Annotated in this window: 17 protein-coding genes; 2 read left to right on the top strand and 15 right to left on the bottom strand. The window is 63.9% G+C overall.

Annotated elements, in window-relative coordinates; genetic code table 11:
• Positions 1-41: 41 nt before the first annotated feature.
• The gene (locus ACH9L7_RS02565) at positions 42-782 is read right to left on the bottom strand and encodes a proteasome assembly chaperone family protein (RefSeq protein WP_396612188.1); all 741 of its coding nucleotides are present in this window, start codon (positions 780-782) and stop codon (positions 42-44) included.
• Between the two features lie 182 nt (positions 783-964).
• On the opposite strand from ACH9L7_RS02565, the gene ACH9L7_RS02560 reads away from it, so the two are divergent.
• Positions 965-2,056 (top strand): mechanosensitive ion channel family protein, encoded by a 1,092-nt coding sequence (locus ACH9L7_RS02560; protein WP_396612187.1) that lies wholly within the window; start codon positions 965-967, stop codon positions 2,054-2,056.
• Between the two features lie 4 nt (positions 2,057-2,060).
• Here the strand turns inward: ACH9L7_RS02560 and ACH9L7_RS02555 are convergent, their stop codons facing one another.
• The 7 genes from ACH9L7_RS02555 to ACH9L7_RS02525 form a co-directional block, all read right to left on the bottom strand.
• On the bottom strand, positions 2,061-2,468 hold the full coding sequence (locus ACH9L7_RS02555) for a universal stress protein (RefSeq protein ID WP_396612186.1): 408 nt from the start codon (positions 2,466-2,468) through the stop codon (positions 2,061-2,063).
• An 83-nt stretch (positions 2,469-2,551) separates the two neighbouring features.
• Positions 2,552-3,931 (bottom strand): bifunctional metallophosphatase/5'-nucleotidase, encoded by a 1,380-nt coding sequence (locus ACH9L7_RS02550; RefSeq protein ID WP_396612185.1) that lies wholly within the window; start codon positions 3,929-3,931, stop codon positions 2,552-2,554.
• A 165-nt stretch (positions 3,932-4,096) separates the two neighbouring features.
• On the bottom strand, positions 4,097-4,306 hold the full coding sequence (locus ACH9L7_RS02545) for a dodecin (protein WP_396612184.1): 210 nt from the start codon (positions 4,304-4,306) through the stop codon (positions 4,097-4,099).
• 51 nt (positions 4,307-4,357) lie between these two features.
• A complete protein-coding gene (locus tag ACH9L7_RS02540; protein ID WP_396612183.1) occupies positions 4,358-5,017 on the bottom strand; it encodes a hypothetical protein in 660 nt (219 codons plus the stop codon).
• Positions 5,014-5,781: a hypothetical protein gene (locus ACH9L7_RS02535; RefSeq protein WP_396612182.1), complete on the bottom strand. Its 768-nt coding sequence runs from the start codon at positions 5,779-5,781 to the stop codon at positions 5,014-5,016. The genes ACH9L7_RS02540 and ACH9L7_RS02535 overlap by 4 nt, the downstream gene beginning before the upstream one ends.
• 46 nt (positions 5,782-5,827) lie before the next feature.
• Complete coding sequence (locus ACH9L7_RS02530; RefSeq protein WP_396612181.1) at positions 5,828-6,172, bottom strand: hypothetical protein; 345 nt, start codon at positions 6,170-6,172, stop codon at positions 5,828-5,830.
• A gap of 120 nt (positions 6,173-6,292) precedes the next feature.
• A complete protein-coding gene (locus ACH9L7_RS02525; protein ID WP_396612180.1) occupies positions 6,293-7,534 on the bottom strand; it encodes a digeranylgeranylglycerophospholipid reductase in 1,242 nt (413 codons plus the stop codon).
• Positions 7,535-7,745: 211 nt separating this feature from the next.
• Here ACH9L7_RS02525 and ACH9L7_RS02520 point away from each other — a divergent pair, with 211 nt between their 5' ends.
• Positions 7,746-8,339 carry a class I SAM-dependent methyltransferase gene (locus tag ACH9L7_RS02520; RefSeq protein WP_396612179.1) on the top strand — a complete coding sequence of 198 codons (594 nt, stop codon included), beginning with the start codon at positions 7,746-7,748 and terminating at the stop codon, positions 8,337-8,339.
• A gap of 43 nt (positions 8,340-8,382) precedes the next feature.
• On the opposite strand, the gene ACH9L7_RS02515 is transcribed toward ACH9L7_RS02520, so the two are convergent.
• The 7 genes from ACH9L7_RS02515 to ACH9L7_RS02485 all read right to left on the bottom strand — a co-directional run bounded on the left by ACH9L7_RS02515 (position 8,383) and on the right by ACH9L7_RS02485 (position 16,015).
• Positions 8,383-8,631, bottom strand: coding sequence for a DUF5816 domain-containing protein (locus ACH9L7_RS02515; RefSeq protein WP_396612178.1), 249 nt, complete (start codon positions 8,629-8,631; stop codon positions 8,383-8,385).
• 57 nt (positions 8,632-8,688) lie between these two features.
• Complete coding sequence (locus ACH9L7_RS02510; protein WP_396612177.1) at positions 8,689-9,054, bottom strand: HesB/IscA family protein; 366 nt, start codon at positions 9,052-9,054, stop codon at positions 8,689-8,691.
• 99 nt (positions 9,055-9,153) lie between these two features.
• Positions 9,154-10,434: a histidinol dehydrogenase gene (gene hisD, locus ACH9L7_RS02505; RefSeq protein WP_396613316.1), complete on the bottom strand. Its 1,281-nt coding sequence runs from the start codon at positions 10,432-10,434 to the stop codon at positions 9,154-9,156.
• A gap of 115 nt (positions 10,435-10,549) precedes the next feature.
• The gene (locus tag ACH9L7_RS02500) at positions 10,550-11,116 is read right to left on the bottom strand and encodes a hypothetical protein (protein ID WP_396612176.1); all 567 of its coding nucleotides are present in this window, start codon (positions 11,114-11,116) and stop codon (positions 10,550-10,552) included.
• Positions 11,117-11,173: 57 nt separating this feature from the next.
• A complete protein-coding gene (locus tag ACH9L7_RS02495) occupies positions 11,174-11,494 on the bottom strand; it encodes a hypothetical protein (RefSeq protein ID WP_396612175.1) in 321 nt (106 codons plus the stop codon).
• Positions 11,495-11,619: 125 nt separating this feature from the next.
• Positions 11,620-12,753 carry a pyridoxal-phosphate-dependent aminotransferase family protein gene (locus ACH9L7_RS02490; protein ID WP_396613315.1) on the bottom strand — a complete coding sequence of 378 codons (1,134 nt, stop codon included), beginning with the start codon at positions 12,751-12,753 and terminating at the stop codon, positions 11,620-11,622.
• Between the two features lie 139 nt (positions 12,754-12,892).
• Positions 12,893-16,015 (bottom strand): FAD-binding and (Fe-S)-binding domain-containing protein, encoded by a 3,123-nt coding sequence (locus ACH9L7_RS02485; RefSeq protein ID WP_396612174.1) that lies wholly within the window; start codon positions 16,013-16,015, stop codon positions 12,893-12,895.
• Positions 16,016-16,030: the final 15 nt, after the last annotated feature.

Here is a 16,030-nt window from a genome sequence, read left to right as displayed (position 1 = left end):
GGTACAGCGTGGTGTCGAGACCACACACACGCGGCGAGTGGTCACATGTACATCCGGTCGTCGGGCAGGTCGGGTTCGCTCTCTCGGAGTCGTTCGGCGAGTTCGGCGTAGTACTGTCTGACCTCTGCGGCGAAGGATTCGAGCGGGGCGGCGGTGACACCGAGGTCGTACACGTCGTTTGCGGTCTCGACGAGTCGAATTGCGGCCTCAACGTCCGGAACCTGCGCGTGGACCGGCGTGACGAAGACGCCGACGCCTAACGGGGAGTCGATGCCGCGCTCGACGAGAGCGGCGTTCGTCCCGTCGAAGAACCCGCGCCCCATCGGCGGAACCTCGGTGTCACCGAGGCGTGTCTCGCGGTAGTCGTCGGTGGCGATGTAGAAGACGCGGTGTTCGTCCGGGCCGTGGGCAACCGGGATACCTGCGAGGACGGCGACTTCCTCGACACCGTTCGCTTCGGTCCAATCGAGGATGGCATCGCTGAACTGCGTGCCGAACACCGCCGGGACGAACAGTTCGCCGACGAGGACGGTCACGTCGAGGTCTGAGCGAGAGAAAAATCGCGTGTGATGCCGCGGACGGCCATCTTCGAACGGCGTCACAACGGGGAGGCCATCGACGGTGAGGTGGCCCGTCTGTTCGAGTCCCATGTGGTCGACGAGGTAATCGACCGCGGTCAATCCGGCCAGTCCGAACGACGAGAATCCGCACAACAGCACGTCGCTCGGTGTGTCTCGGTGTGTAATCTCAAACTCCGGTGTCAGTGCCTCGCTGTAAGCCATGTCATATCCTACGCACTGTTGACACATATCCGTTCACGTCCGCTGCGGTTTCGCCTGACTTCGACAGTAACAACCACGACTCCGACAGTGACAACCCTTTTTTCGTCGCTCCTCGTTGCGATTGCTATGCGCGGAGTCGAGCGAAACGTCGCCGGTGTGGGTCGATTAGCGGGTGGTTCACGATGACTGGCGCGAATCCCGTCCCCGTCGTGCTCCAGACCAGTGCCGTGACTCCGCCGGATTTCATCCCTGAATCACTGATTTTTCCGGGCTGGAACATCGTCGCCGCGCTCATCGTCCTCACCGTCAGCATCGTCGTCTCGAAGTACGTCGTCCGTCTGATCGGACGCCCGGTTGCTCGTCAGTTCCGCCGTCAGAGCGTCGCACAGACCATTCTCCGAATCGTCCGTCTGTCGATTATCCTGTCTGGGGCGGCACTCGCCGCAAACCTCCTCGGCCTTCAGTTGGGGGACATCGTCCTCTCGGTGACGGTGTTCTCGGCCGTTCTCGGTATCATACTCGCGCCCATCGTCGGGAGCATCGTCAACGGCGTGTTCATCCTCGCCGACCAGCCCTACGAAATCGGCGACATGATAGAACTCGACGACGGCACCCGCGGGTTCGTCGACGAGATAAACCTCCGGTACACGAAGGTGTTCACCCTCGACAACACCTTCCTCGTCATACCGAACTCGACCATCCGCGAGCGCGACGTTGTCAACTACTCCGCGGAGGACGAGCGCACGCGCCTGTCGCTCGACATACTCGTCACCTACGAGTCGGACCTCGACGCCGCCCGCAACCTCATCGAACGCGCCGCCCGCAACTGCGACCAGGTCATCGAAGGCGGGCCGGACATCCGCATCGGGAGCGCCCGCTACCCGGCGAAACCGACCGCGTACATCGAGTCGTACGCCGACAACGGCGTTCTCTTTCGCCTCCGGTACTGGTCGTTGAAACCGTACAAACTGCTGCGAGTCCAGTCGGAAGTCCAGACCCGTCTGTGGAACCTGCTGGAGGAGTCCGACGCCAACATCGAGTTCGCGTACCCGCACACGCATCTCGTCTTCGACGAGACGAGCGGTGCGGTCCGACTTACCGGCGACGACTCGGCGTCAGAGCCACGCCACGTGGTCGCGTCGCCGCCGTCGAAGCACGCACAAGTGGGGGACGCGTCGCCACCGGAGCACGCTGAAGCGGAGGACGCCTCACCGACGGAGGACGCACCGCTCGACGACGAACGAGGCGACAGAGAGAATCGTTCCGACGAGTGACGACTTAGCTGTCGGCGCGGACCGTAATCACCGTACAGTCCAGTTTCTCGCGGAGGTACATGTCGATGTCAGGGTCGTCGAGGAAGCGCCGGAGCATGCGCCGCCAGCGACTCGCCTGTTTCGACCCGATGACGACGATGTCGGCCTCCTCGGCGGCCACCTCTTCGAGAATCGTCTCCTCGACGAGGAATCCGCGGCGGACGACGTAGCGGGCGCGGACGAGCGGACCGAACTCGCGTTCGACCGCCCGCTTGAGTTCCGTTCGCGTCACCCCGTGGTTCGACTGATAGAGGTCCACGTGGAGAACGGTCAACTCTGCGTCGCGCTCGCGTGCGATTCGGACGGCCTCCTCCAGCGTCGCCCGCGAGTGTTTCGAAAGCGGGTACCGAACCGGGACCACGACGCGTGTCATATTCGGAACCCACTTGCCCGGCCTGCCTGAACCTTTCCCTCTCGGATGGACTCGCCGACGACAGTGCTGTCTGTCACCAATGGTCAGTCTTCCGCGGGGCGTGCGGACCGCCGTTCGATACGCCCTTCGACTTCTGCGTCGAAGCCGACCTCGCGGGCGTAGTCGGCCAGCACCTCGTGTTGGATGCCGTACTCGCCAGCCCGGTGGGACTGGGTAAGCGCCGGGAACTCCTGTGTGGTGTGGAGGATGTAATCGCTCGTAGCGAGTCGGTAGTACGAATCGGGGTCGATTGGGCGGCCGTTGACGGTTGCTTCGATGACCTCGTTTTTCTCGTCGTCCCAGACGATTCGCGCACCGCTAATCTGGGCGTGCCACCAGTCCGGTTCGCCGAAGCCCATCGACGCGCCGCGGGCGGCGTTGAATATTGCGAGGAGTTCCGTTCCTGTCACCTCGGCAACCACGAGATGTTCTTCGAAGGGGACCAGACTCACGAGGTCGGCGTGGGTCACCTCGGGACCGATTGGCGGACCGGAGCGGATGCCGCCGCTGTTCTGGAGTCCCACGTCGGCACCGGCCGCCCACCGATAGGCGTCGGCGATGGTGTTGCCGATACGGCACTCACCTGCGGCGACCGTCTCCTCGGAGCGGTCCATCGGGCGGTCGATTCGACACAGCACCTCGCCGAGACCAGCGTCGTCCACGCGGCCGTTGAGCATCCTGACGAGTGCCTCGTCGGCGCGGTACTCGGCGGTCTTGTGCCGAACCGTCTCGATACGCCCGTCGTCGATTCGGACCTCCCAGACGACGTGGCCGTTTGCGCCGGGGCGGACGAGGGGGACGCCCTCGACCACGTCGTCGCGCTCTGCGTGGACGTGCCCGCCGAGGATGAGGTCAACGTCGCAGCGGCGAGCCAGTTCGTCGTCGCCGCTGCCGAGGTGTGAGAGCGCGACGACGTACTCGGCACCCTCCTCACGGAGCGCGGCCGCGGCGTCACCCGCTGCGCTGTACGGGTCGTCGAATGTCACGTCGACCGCTTCGGGGTTGATAGAGCCGGTCGCGGGGTCGGTGACGCCGAAAAAGCCCAGCGTCACGCCATCGACGGTTCGGGTCGTCCGAGAGACCGCCCCCTCAGCGGCGGCGAAGCGCTCACCTGCTTCGTCGCGGATGTTACACGAGACCCACGTTGGGAGACTGTTTCCCACAAGTTCTCGGAGTCGCGTGGGACCGTAGTCGAACTCGTGGTTGCCAAACGTTTCGAGGTCGGCGTCGACGGCGCGGTAGAAATCGAGAACTTGCCCGCCCCGCTCGATGAGCGACAGGACACCCGGCGCGCTGTTGTCGCCGGTGCCGACGACGAGCGTGTCGTCGTCGTCGAGCGTCGTGACGCACCCGGCGAGGCGACCCGCTCGCTCGGGGTCGTCGTAGACGTTTTCGAGGTCGGAGTAGTGGAGGAACCGTGGCATTCGCTTCTTGTCAGTGACGTTTCGGGTGCCTAAGAAGCCGTCGGGACGCCGGACTCGGCAAGACCGACCGACTGCCTCGACAGTTCGGCCGGGCCGAATCACCCCGACGGTCGTGAGCCTCGATTGGGCCGCTTCGACGGCGCTACTCGTTGCTCAGCCGCGGCGTTACTCGTCGCCCTGTTGCAGTTCGAAGGCGACGGTGACCTCTGCTTGGTACTCACGCGTGTCGACGGACGCGATTTCGACACCGAGTTCGTCCACTTCGACCCAGTGGACGCCCGCGAGCGTCTCTTCTGCGCGGTCGACGGCATCGTCCACGGCGGCGTCGAAACTCTCGTTACTCCGACCGATGAGGGTGATTTTCTTGAACACCATCTCGCGTGACTCTTCGTTTTACTATCACAAATAATCGTCCCCAATTATCGGTCAGCGAGGGGAGCGTTCGAACCGAGTTTGAATCGCACCGACCACGTCGGAGAGATGCGCCGTTCCCCAGATAGCGACGATGAGCCCACCGATGGCGTCGAAGACGAGGTCCAAGAGCGTGTCGTTGGGGCCGTACTGGGTCAGCACCGACCCGGTCCCCGCGAGTGCGGCGACGCCGGAGATGGCGAACTCGATGACCTCCCAGAAGACGCCGAACGCGAGGACGAAAAGCAGGATGAAGACGAACATGAACCGCGGTGGGAGGTAGATAGCGTCCGTGTGCTCGTCGAGCGCGCGAACCGTCGCGTAGCCCGCCCCGGCAACGACGGACGACGAGAGCGCATGGGTGAGGTGGTCCCACCACCAGATGCCAGCGTAGAAGCTCGTCTCGGACCCCGGGAACCCGACGGTTCCGAGTGCGTGGAGGAACGCCGCCGAGGATATCCAGAGAGTCAATCCGGCGTCCATCGGAATCCGGTAGTCGCGTTCGAGGATGGCAGGCAGGTACGTCACCCCGAGTCCGACCGCCGCGTTGATGACGATTCCGAGGTTGCCCCTGTCGAGGCCGATGAAGACGAGGCCGATGAGTATCACCTGCATCGCCCGTGAGAGTTGCCGTTGACGGTGGGCGCTGATGTGGAGCAGTTCTCGGACTTTCATCGCGTCTCACCCCCACCGCGTTCTGGACTCTCCCGGTCTGACCCACCGCGTTCTGGACTACCACGGTCTGGGCTGTGACCCACGTCGCCCGCGTCGCTCGCATCGCCCGCGTCGCCCACAACGGCGAGGTCGGTCGGGAGTCGCTCTTTCGACCTCGAGCGGCGGCGGAAGTAGTACTCGAAGAGCAACCCCGCGAAGAGACCCGACACGGTCGCTGCGACGAAGTCCCACATGAGGGTCTCTTCGATGATGTGTTTCGGACGGCTGTTCAACAGGAGTTGCGTCCCGAGGTAGAGGTCCGAGAGCCACTGGACGACCGCCCAGATGCCAGCGGCGGCCATCGTGGCGATGACGACGAAGAAGACGGCGAACGAGCGGTTCATTCGAACCGGCGTGAACACGTCCAATTCGACGGCGACGATGAGCGCGACCGCTGCAACAGCGAGGTACGTCGAGAGACGGCCGGTAAACGCAAAACCACCGATGGTCTGGCCCCGAATCAGGACGCGAGCGACGAGCGGAAGCGACGCGAGCGCAACGACTTCCCACGGGAGCATGGCACTCGGTTCGCGAAAGGAGATGGCCGGAACGACCACGAGCGCGGCGACGACGGCAGCGAACCCACCCCAGACGAGGTCGCCGCCGGTCACGACGCTCCCGATAGCAACCGCGACGAGGAACCCCACGAACAGCCACGCCAATGCTGCGTTGAGTCGCCGACTGCGAACGAACCGACGGAGACCAGTCTGCGCAGATTGCGACATACCGGCCCTATGTATTGGGCTGAGAAAACGTTTCGGCGAGAACGGGTTAGGTGTTCACACCGTGGACGACCTGGTAGTCGTCTCCCCCCTTGTTCGATACCCCGATAATGGCCCATTCGTACGGAAGGTCCACGCCGCGAAGGCGTTGTCGTAACGCCTCGGCGTGGTCGCTCCACGTCACGAAACAGCGAAGACGATACTGCGCTTCTTCGCCGCCGTCTGTGAGCACCGGTTGGCACTCAGACGCTTCGCGCGAACCCATTGCGGTCACCTGGACCGTACGCCACTTGCGTTCGGCAAGCATGTCGGGGCCGTCACCTTTGACAGTGTACCCCAGATTGCCGAATATCGACCGAGCCTCCTGGACAGGAGGCATCGAAGCCTGGGCCATGCAAGTCTTGGTACCACCGCACATGACATAAAGATTGTCACGGTATACCATACCACTAATAGACGGTTGGTTGTTTCCACCGCCTATTTTGAAATACCTCCGTACCGAATTCCCACGGACTCACGCTCGGAGCGTTCGCAGCATCCTCGCCAGCAGCGGTCCGTCGCTCACGTGGAACAACTTCGAGAGCGCACGGAGATTCCCTTTGTCGGCCTTCTGCAATGCTTCGGAGTCCATTCGCCTCAGGTCGCGAACGAACGTGTCGTAGCGCTCGTTCGACGCGTGGTAGAGGAGGCGACTTGTGAGCAGTCGCGTTCGGGCCTGCGGCGCGACCCGCGTGTGCCAGCTCTCGTCGTACCGCGAGAGGGTTTCGGCGGATGTGTCCCGCTCGCTCGCGATGAAACAGTGGTCGGCCGTTATCGCGGCGGCGCGCCCAGACTCCATACAGCCGTGGATGCCCTCGCCCCAGAGCGGGTCGACCGTCGGCACCGTATCACCGACTGCCATGAAGTTGTCCGTACTCAGCCCACCCGGCAACTGAATGTGTGCCGAGCCTCTGTGTTGCTTCCCGTCGATGTGCTCTGCGTTCGTCAGTCGTGGGTCGGTGTCCAACCAGCGTTCGAGGTAGTCGTCGATTCGCATGCCCGGACTGGCGTGTCGCTCGTATGCCTCGTTCTGGATGTAACAGAGGCCGACCTTGGCGGTGTCGTCGCCAGTGTGGAAAATCCACGAGTAGCCGCCCGGTGCGATGTCGTGGTCGAGGCGAAGCATCATCGCATCTGTGAGGTCGGCGTACCCGTCGGCGGCGAGTTCGACCCCCTCCATCTCGTATTCGACGGCGATGGCTTGATTTCCGCGTTCGAGGGCGCTCACCCCGAGTTTCTTCGCCAGTGCCGCGGCGGGACCCGTCGCGTCGACGACGATGTCGCCTCGCACGGCGTTTCCACCCCCGTACTGTACACCGATGATTTCCCCGTCTTCCAGAAGCGGCTTGCTCACCCGCGTTTCGAATCGGTACTCGGCACCCGCGTCGCGACCGTCCCGAACTAAAAACCGTTTGAACGCGGCGAAGTCGAGTACTGCACCCGGTTGGTATTGGACGAAGTATTCGTTCGGTGCTTCGAGGACGACGTTGTCGGTGAAGTTCATCACCACGTCGTCGGGGATTCCGAATCCCGACAGCATCGCCGGGAACGTCCCGCCGGTCGACTTGTTACTCTGCCGTGGAAACTCGGCTTCTCTCTCCGCTTCGAGGACGACCACGTCGTAGCCGCGTCTGGCGACGTCGCGTGCGCACTGCGCCCCGGCCGGTCCAGCCCCGGCAACGACCACATCGTAGTGGTCAGATGCTGACGCCGACATCGGTAAACTCGATTCTGTCGCTTCGCTCGTCTGTTCTCATCGTGCCCCTCCAAATTCCCATACGAATATCAACGGGCTGGTGATTGAACCTACCGCCCCAGTGTGTCGCACGCGCCTCACCGGGGGCGGGTATGACTCGACAAGTGAGTGAGAACCGCAACTTCGAGCCGTAACCGGGCCGTTATTGAGCGTCGCGAGGGGATGTGCCTCCATGGACGCATTTCAGAACACGGGGCTTCCCGACTGGGACTGGTGGGGGAGGCTGTGGCCGACGCCCGGCGAAACGCTCCGGCGACTCGGTGTCGACTCCGAGACCACGGTTGCCGAGGTTGCCTGTGGAAACGGCTACTTCGCCTTGCCTGCCGCTCGGATTACCGACCCGAATCCAGTCTACGCGCTCGACATCGACGCGGCGGCGCTCGACGAACTTTCACACCTCGCTGCGCAGCAGGGCATCGAGAACGTCGAACCGATGCTAGGAGACGCTCGGGAACTGACACAGCACCTCCCGGCCCCCGTGGACTACGTCCTCCTCGCGAACACGTTCCACGGCGTGGACGACAAAGCGGGCTTGGTCCAGCAGGCGTTCGACTCGCTTCGTCCCGGCGGACACCTTTGTATCGTCAATTGGCACGACCGCCCACGTGAGGCCACCACCGCGATGGATGCCCCGCGCGGCCCGCCAACCGAGTTGCGGATGGCTCCCGACGAGACGAAACGAGTCGTTTCAGACGCAGGTGACTTCATCCCGAAAGCACTCGTCGAGTTGCCGCCGTATCACTACGCGCTTCGATTCGAGCGATAGACACAGGCAGAAAGAGTGTCCTCCCGGATGCGAGTTCTGGCGGCTATTCGTGGGCGGCGTCCCACTCTTCGGGCTTCCGGACGTTTCGACACTCGTTGCACTCAACGCGACCCATGGTGTCCATCGCGGTGTCGAACGAGTCGCAGTTTCCGCAGCGGTACCCCCAGCGACTCTCGGCGTCTTCGGAGGCGTAGACGACGTAGAACGGTCCTTTCGCCCCGCGCTCGACCTCGTTCCGAGCGACGAAGACGGTCTTCCCACTCGGTATCGTCCGTGATTCGAGTTCGGTCATGGAGACCGCTTTGTACGCGGGTGGCTTAAGAAGTCGGGGCCTTCGTTCGGCGGGGAACTACGTCCGGAAGGACTCACCGCATCCGCAACTGCTCGTCGCGTTCGGGTTCTCCACGTGGAAGCCCGCACCTTGCAGTCCGCCCTCGTAGTCGAGGGTCGCACCGCTGATGTAGTTGAGACTCGCGGGGTCGACGAAGACGCGCAGGCCGTGGCGCTCGACGACCGTGTCGTCGTCTTCGGGTTCGTTGTCGAACCGCATCCCGTACGAGAGTCCTGCACAACCGCCCTGCTGGACGAATAGGCGAAGCCCTGCAACGTCTGTGTCCATCGACTCGCCTTCGAGGAGCGAGATGGCTTCCTCCGCGGCGTCGGGCGTGACCACGACAGCCCCATCGCCCGTTCCAGTCGTGGATTCCGTGCTCATACTACCCGTTATACTGTGGGAACGGTTAACTGTGGCGCCGGGTCAGGATCTCCCGCCCGCCGCGGGTCTAGCACCTTCAACGACAGCGCGGCGATCTGCCTACTCTTCGAGACGCTCGCGAACGCTCTGGGCGTGGGCGTCGAGTCCTTCAGCCTCTGCGAGTGTCGTAATCGTCTCCGAGAGGTCCGCCAGTGCGGCCTCGTCGAGTCGCTGGACGGTGGTCGAGCGGACGAAGTGGTCTACCGAAAGTCCACCCTGACGCTTTGCTCCGGCACCGGTCGGCAGGACGTGGTTCGTCCCGGAGGCGTAGTCACCCGCAGCGACGGGCGTGTGCGGTCCGAGGAAGACGCTCCCGGCCGAGTCGATACGGTCTAAGAGCGCCTCGTCGTCGTCGGCCTGAATCGACAGGTGCTCGGCGGCGTACTCCTCGGCGAAGAGGACCGCTTCCGACATCGACCGGGCGAGAAGCACACCGGAGGCGTCGCTTTCGAGTGCGGCCTCGATAGTTTCGGTTCGCTCCCGCTTTCCGGCCTGCCGTTCGACTTCTGTGATGATTTCGGCTGCGACCTCCTCGTCGTCTGTGACGGCGACGACGGAGGCGTTCGGGTCGTGTTCGGCCTGCGCGACGAGGTCGGCGGCGACGAACCGTGCCTCTGCGGTCCCGTCGGCGACGACGAGAATTTCGGAGGGGCCGGCGAGGAAGTCGATATCCACGTCGCCGCGGACTTCGGCCTTTGCTGCTGTCACCCACTTGTTGCCCGGGCCGACGACTTTCTGAACGGCGTTCACCGTCTCGGTGCCGTACGCGAGTGCGGCGATACCCTGTGCGCCACCGACCGAGTAGACGGCGTCAGCGCCCGCGACGTGCATCGCGGCCAGCGTGACGGGGTTCATCGGGTCGGCGGGCGGCGTGGCGACAGCCACGTGTTCGACACCCGCGACCTTCGCTGGAATGACACCCATGAGGACGCTCGACGGATACGCTGCGGTACCACCGGGGGCGTAGACGCCGACCCGCTCGAGCGGGCGGTAGCGACGGCCGAGTTCGCGCGTGCCAGACTCCCCGAACTCCTCGCGCCAGTCCTCGGGGACCTGTCGTTCGTGGAACTCGCGGATGTTCGCTGCGGCCGCCTCGATTGCTTCGCGCACGTCGTCGTCGATTTCGTCGTAGGCGCGTTCGGCGGCGTCTGTCACGTCGATGTTGCCCACTTCGACGTCGTCGAACTCGCGGGAGAACTCGCGGAGTGCAACGTCGCCTTCGGTTCGGACGCGCTCGACGATGTCGCGGACATCCGCCCGTACCTCGGTGACGCCGGCGTCTCGCTCGAAGAATGCGCGGCGAGCGTCGGGGCCGAGGGCGGCCAATTCGCGAACCTCGATGTTCATACCCGGCGTTGGGAGGCGGCGCGAAAAGTCGTTGCGGAACCGGTGGTGGCTGACGGGTGCGCGCACCGACCGACCGAAGGAGGGCGCGGTTACCGACCGAGAACCGGCCTTAGGCCACGTCGCGACGCTCGGTGTGCGTGAGCGTCTGCTGGTCGGTCTGGATGGTCGTCTGGATGGTTATCCACCCGCCTGCCTGCTGCACGGCGAACGCCTCCGAGTAGGAGAGTTTGATGCGCCGTGTGGCGGTGTAGGATTCACCCGCGGCGAGGTCGCCGATGGGTTCTTTCCCTTGCCAGACGACATCCTCCTTTTTCGTGCTGTTTCCGGCGTAGATTCGGCTGTAGACTGTCACGCCTGTCGCCGAGACGTCCTGTTTGTTCGTTATCGTGCTCGTCACGTCGCGGCACGTCTGACCGCACTCTTCGATGCGGTCGATGACGAACGTAAACGGCGGTGTGGAGGTCTCGTCCGACGACCCGCTCGAATCACTGTCGTCGCCGCCACCACCGTCGCCTCCCGACGAGTCGCCGGAACTCGCCGTTGGCGTCTGTGTCGGGAACTCTTCGTTGGTCACGTCGTCGTCTGCGAACGGACCGACGCCGGTGACGAACGCGGCAGTAACACCGCTAGCGACGAGTGCGAGGGCGACGACGACAGCCACTGTCGATTGCTTCATATCGGGCTAAATAGAATGCTTGGACCGGTTCGTGATGTATGCTTGGGCCGATGCGTATCACACATCGCCGGTCGCTGAGGTGGCGTTTCCGGCCGCGTCACTGACTTCGGGACCGAGTGCGCCGTCGAGTACACCGTTGATGAAGTCGGTTATTGCACTGTGAATATCAGAGACGAAGTCGGGGACTGGCCCCGGCAACTCACTCGGCGGTCCCTGCGCGCTCGCGGCACCGGGCTGTGCGTCGGCGTTCGATTCCACGGGTGCGTTTCCGGGCGTTGCGGCGGCGACACCCGCAGTCGCGAGGAGGACTGCGAGCACGACGCCGATGATGGCGTGTCGGTTCATATCGGCGATGACAACTGCGGGGGCAAGCACCATGAAGGGGTGAAACCGTCCCTGTCGATTTACTCCGGTTCGCCTGACTGTCACCGCGAATCAACGCCGATTATCGCCGAAATGACGCTACTTTCGCAGTCGAAGAACAGGGTTGGGTGGACGCCCGGCTAGTGCAGTCGCTCGCGCATCGCCGCGAATCCGGCATCAACGTCAACGTCCGCATCCTGCGCCTCCAGCGCCTCACCGAGCGCAGTCACGAGGAACGCGACGTTCTCGGGCTGTGCGGAGTAGCCCATACACCCGATGCGGAAGATGTCGCCCGCGAGCGCGCCGAGACCCCCCGCGATTTCGAGGTCGTAGTGTTCGAGGACGTAGTCGATTGCCGCACCGGAATCGACACCCTCGGGAACGAGGACGGCGTTGAGACTCGGAAGCCAGTACTCGTCTTCGGGGTTGAGGCCGAGACCCATCGCTTCGACACCGGCTTTGAGCGCGCCAGCGACGCGACGGTGGCGGTCCCACCGGGCCTCGATACCTTCTTCGGCGACGAGACGAAGGGCCTCCCGAATCGCGTAGACGTTCGTGATGGGGGCGGTGTGGTGGTACGACCGGTCGTCGCCCCAGTAGCCTTCGAGGAGCGAGAGGTCGAGATACCACGAGCGTGGGTCCTCCTCGCGCGAGAGCACCTTGTCCATCGCGCGGTCGTTGAGCGTCAGCGGACTCGCACCCGGTGGACAGGAGAGACACTTCTGCGGGCCGGAGTAGGCCACGTCAATTTCCCAGTCGTCGACTTCGAGTTCGACGCCGCCGAGGGAGGTCACACAGTCGGCGACGACGTACGCGTCGTGGTCGTGGGCGATGCTCGTCAGTTCGGGGACGTTCGGTTGCTTGACGCCGGTCGAGGTTTCGGCGTGGACGAACCCGAACACGTCGGGTTGGTACTCGTTGAATGCCGCCTGCACGTCGGCGGAGTCGAGTGGTTCGCCCCACGGGGCGTCCACGTGGACGACGGTGCCACCGGCACGCTCCGCCATCGACTCCATGCGACCGCCGAAGTACCCGTTCGTCGGGACGAGAACGGTGTCGCCCGGTTCGACGAGGTTGCTGATGGCCGCCTCCATCGACGCCGACCCGGTCCCTGAGACGGGAATCGTCCACTGGTTGTCGGTCCGGAACGTGTAGCGCATGAGTTCCTGCACCTCGTCCATAATCTCGATAAACGAGGGGTCGAGGTGCCCGACAAGCGGCGTCGACATCGCGCGGAGGACGCGCGGGTGGACGTCGCTCGGCCCCGGCCCCATCAGCGTTCGATTCGGCGGATTGAGTTCGCCGACATCGGGTACATCCGACATGGTCTGGTATGACTTGCCACGCACGGTGGCAAAAGAGATGTGATTGCGGAACGCTGTGACCCTCGGTCGAGTGGTTCGAGTCTTCCGATTACTCCGCCAGCAACTCAGCGACTTTCTCTATTGGATGCGGCGGCCGGTGTGCGGCCTCGTTTCGGTCTTTGAGTTGCGTCCGACACGACGCTCCCGGTGCGACCACGGTGTCGCCGTGGCTCTCGTCTACCTGGTCGAACAGAATGCGGCCGATTGCCTTCGAGAGGTCGTAATGTTCGGACTCGTAGCCGAAACTGCCGGCCATCCCGCAGCACCCCGAATCGAGCGGGTCCACGTCGTAACCGACGCGCCGGAGGACGCCGACGGCGTGGTGGTCCTTGTTCAGCGCCTTCTGGTTACAGTGGCCGTGGTAGGTCAGCGATTCCACGGGTCCGCGACCACCGTCTGCTGCGGCCTGTGGGGTCGCGGCCGAACCACCTGCTCTGCCTCGAACGTCGAGTTGTTCGTCGAGTCGGTACACGTCGATGAACTCCATGACGCCGTAGGCGGCCGCGCCGACATCCACCACTGCCTGTCCGTCGAGTAAGTCGGCGTACTCGTCTTGGAACATCACCGCGTCGGACGGTTCGGTGAACACGACCGACCACCCGTCGTCCACGAACGGTTTGAGTCGCCGGACGTTGTGGTGCGCCCGTTCGCGCGCCATGTCGAGGAAGCCGCCGGAATAGGCCGCCCGACCACTCGGTGCGACGTTTTCGGCGAGTTTGACGTGGACACCCGCTGCTTCGAGGGTTCGCACTGCGGCCTTGCCCACCTCCGGAAACACGTAGTTTGTGTACGTATCCGGGAACAGGAGGACGCGATGAGTCGCGTCGCTGGGTCGGACGGGAGACCGTCGCCCGTTCATCCAGCGTTCGAACGTCTCTCGGGTGAACGACGGGAGCGTTCGGTCCGAGGCGATACCGAGATATCGGTCCATCACGGCCCGCGCTCCGGGAATCTCTGCAAACCAGTTCGAGACGGGGGCGAGTTTGCTTCCCAACTTCACCGCGGCGTCGATTTGTGCGAAGAGTCGCTCCCGGACTGACGAGCCTTCTTCGGCGTGGTACTGGTGTTTGACCTCGGCTTTCAACTTCGCGAGGTCCACGCCGGTCGGACAGTCGTTCTTGCAGCCTTTGCACCCGACACAGAGACCCAGAACTTCCTCCTGAAATCGCTCGGAGTAGAGTTCCGATTCTGGCAGGTCGCCGCTGATGGCGGCCCGAAGCATGTTCGCCCGGCCGCGGGTCGTCTCCATCTCGTCGCGCGACGCACGGTAGGTCGGACACATCGTTTCGGACCCCGTCTGTCGGCAGGTCCCACACCCGTTGCACAGTTCGACGAGGTGCGAAAACCCGCCTTCGTCGTCGAAGTCCAGCGCCGTGGTGGATTCGAGCGAGGAGTACTCCGCGCCGTACCGGAGGTGCTCACGCATGTCCGTCGGGTCGTCATCGCGGTAGACGACCTTGCCCGGATTCATCCGCCAGTCGGGGTCGAACGCCGACTTGAGCGCTTTGAACGCTTCCCAGAGGTCCGGCCCGTACATCTTCGGATTCCACTCGGTTCGTGCGAGTCCGTCCCCGTGTTCCCCCGAGAACGCGCCGTGGTGCTCCAACACGAGGTCGGTCACGTCGTCGGTAATCGAGTGCATCGTCTCGATACCCTCTGAACCCTTCAGGTTGAGGATGGGTCGGATGTGGAGCGTGCCGACCCCGGCGTGGGCGAAGTAGGCGGCCGAGGTGTCGTGGTCGGCCAGAACTTCCTCGAACGACTGGACGTACTCGGCGAGTTCCTCGGGCGGCACGCTCGCGTCCTCGATGAACGGGTAGGGCTTCGGGTCACCCGGCAGCGACATGAGAAGTGGAATCGCCGCCTTTCGGAGTTTCCAGATGTCTCCCTGTGCCTCGTCAGTGTAGGCCTCGATGGCGTCGAAGGCGTTTCCGCCGCCATCTTTGCTGTCGCCTTCGCCTGTGTCGCCCGCCCCCGGGCGGAGGAAGTGCTCGTTCGCCCGCCGAATCGTCGCCTCGAAGTCGTCGTGCAACTCGGAATCGAACTCAAGCATCAGCGTCGCGGCCGTCCCGTCGGGAATCTGCTCGACGTACTGGGCGTACTCGCTGGACTCGCGGGCCATCCGAAACACCTCGTCGTCCATGAGTTCGACCGCGCTGGCGTCGAAGTCGAGGGCGTCGGGAACCGCGGCCATTGCCTCGACGAGGTCGTCGTAGGCGTAGAGGACGAGCGCGGTGTCTTCGGGTACCGTCACCAGCGAGACGGTCGCTTCGACGACGACGCCGAGTGTCCCTTCGGCACCGACGAACAACTTCGAGAGGTTGATGACGCGCTCTCCGTCTTCGTTCTCGAAGACGACCTTGTGGAGGTTGTAGCCCGAAACGCAGCGTTTGAGTTCGGGATACCGGCGCTCGATTTCCGCTTCGTTCTCTTCGACGAGCGCCCGGACGGCTCGATATAGCTCGGCCTCGCGGTCGTCTTTCGAGACGATATCGTCCCACTCGTCGCTGTCGAGGACGATATCGCGGGTGTGAATCATCGACCCGTCAGCGAGGACGACCCGCAACTCCTCGGTGTAGGCGTCGGTGATACCGTACCGAACCGAGTGCGCGCCGGTCGAGTTGTTACCGATACCGCCGCCGATGGTGGCGCGATTCGACGACGCCGGGTCGGGCGCGAACTTCAGGCCGTACTGCGCGAGGTGGTCGTCGAGGTCGTCTTGTACCACGCCGGGTTGGACCGTCGCGCGGCGGTTCTCGGGGTCGACCGCGACGATGTCGTCCATGTATTTCGAGAAGTCGAGGACGACGCACCCCGGGCCGACGGATTGCCCCGCAAGCGACGACCCGGCACCGCGCGGGAGAATCGGCACGTCGTGGTCGGCCGCTGTCTCGACTGCTGCGCGAACGTCTTCGACGGTTTCCGGGATGACGACGCCTGCTGGCCGCGCCCCGTATATCGACCCGTCGGTGGCGTACAACACCTGTGTGTATTCGTCGAAGCGAACCTCTCCGGCGACGACGCTGCGCAGGTCAGAAGCCAACGCGGCGTACTCGGCTACGTCCGATACCTCGTAGTCCTGCGACTCCTGAAAAGCCTGCAGGTCGCTCCAGTCGTGGGCATCGGTCGCTGCCGGTGGTCGGGTCGCCCGTGTGGGTTCGTCGCCAGCCATTATCATATATAATCG

Source organism: Haloferax sp. S1W (genome assembly GCF_044593955.1).
GTDB lineage: Archaea > Halobacteriota > Halobacteria > Halobacteriales > Haloferacaceae > Haloferax.
The sequence above is the reverse complement of the archived record's forward strand: the minus strand, read 5'-3'. Positions and strand labels throughout refer to the sequence as shown.

Excerpts from the sequence above, each read along its gene's own strand:
- ACH9L7_RS02530 (WP_396612181.1), bottom strand. The coding sequence starts at position 6,172 with ATGGCCCAGGCTTCGATGCCTCCTGTCCAGGAGGCTCGGTCGATATTC.
- ACH9L7_RS02535 (WP_396612182.1), bottom strand. The coding sequence starts at position 5,781 with ATGTCGCAATCTGCGCAGACTGGTCTCCGTCGGTTCGTTCGCAGTCGG.
- ACH9L7_RS02510 (WP_396612177.1), bottom strand. The coding sequence starts at position 9,054 with ATGAGCACGGAATCCACGACTGGAACGGGCGATGGGGCTGTCGTGGTC.
- ACH9L7_RS02545 (WP_396612184.1), bottom strand. The coding sequence starts at position 4,306 with ATGGTGTTCAAGAAAATCACCCTCATCGGTCGGAGTAACGAGAGTTTC.
- ACH9L7_RS02525 (WP_396612180.1), bottom strand. The coding sequence starts at position 7,534 with ATGTCGGCGTCAGCATCTGACCACTACGATGTGGTCGTTGCCGGGGCT.
- ACH9L7_RS02490 (WP_396613315.1), bottom strand. The coding sequence starts at position 12,753 with ATGGGGCCGGGGCCGAGCGACGTCCACCCGCGCGTCCTCCGCGCGATG.
- ACH9L7_RS02495 (WP_396612175.1), bottom strand. The coding sequence starts at position 11,494 with ATGGTGCTTGCCCCCGCAGTTGTCATCGCCGATATGAACCGACACGCC.
- ACH9L7_RS02500 (WP_396612176.1), bottom strand. The coding sequence starts at position 11,116 with ATGAAGCAATCGACAGTGGCTGTCGTCGTCGCCCTCGCACTCGTCGCT.
- ACH9L7_RS02520 (WP_396612179.1), top strand. The coding sequence starts at position 7,746 with ATGGACGCATTTCAGAACACGGGGCTTCCCGACTGGGACTGGTGGGGG.
- ACH9L7_RS02540 (WP_396612183.1), bottom strand. The coding sequence starts at position 5,017 with ATGAAAGTCCGAGAACTGCTCCACATCAGCGCCCACCGTCAACGGCAA.
- ACH9L7_RS02560 (WP_396612187.1), top strand. The coding sequence starts at position 965 with ATGACTGGCGCGAATCCCGTCCCCGTCGTGCTCCAGACCAGTGCCGTG.
- ACH9L7_RS02565 (WP_396612188.1), bottom strand. The coding sequence starts at position 782 with ATGGCTTACAGCGAGGCACTGACACCGGAGTTTGAGATTACACACCGA.
- ACH9L7_RS02515 (WP_396612178.1), bottom strand. The coding sequence starts at position 8,631 with ATGACCGAACTCGAATCACGGACGATACCGAGTGGGAAGACCGTCTTC.
- ACH9L7_RS02485 (WP_396612174.1), bottom strand. The coding sequence starts at position 16,015 with ATGGCTGGCGACGAACCCACACGGGCGACCCGACCACCGGCAGCGACC.
- ACH9L7_RS02555 (WP_396612186.1), bottom strand. The coding sequence starts at position 2,468 with ATGACACGCGTCGTGGTCCCGGTTCGGTACCCGCTTTCGAAACACTCG.
- ACH9L7_RS02550 (WP_396612185.1), bottom strand. The coding sequence starts at position 3,931 with ATGCCACGGTTCCTCCACTACTCCGACCTCGAAAACGTCTACGACGAC.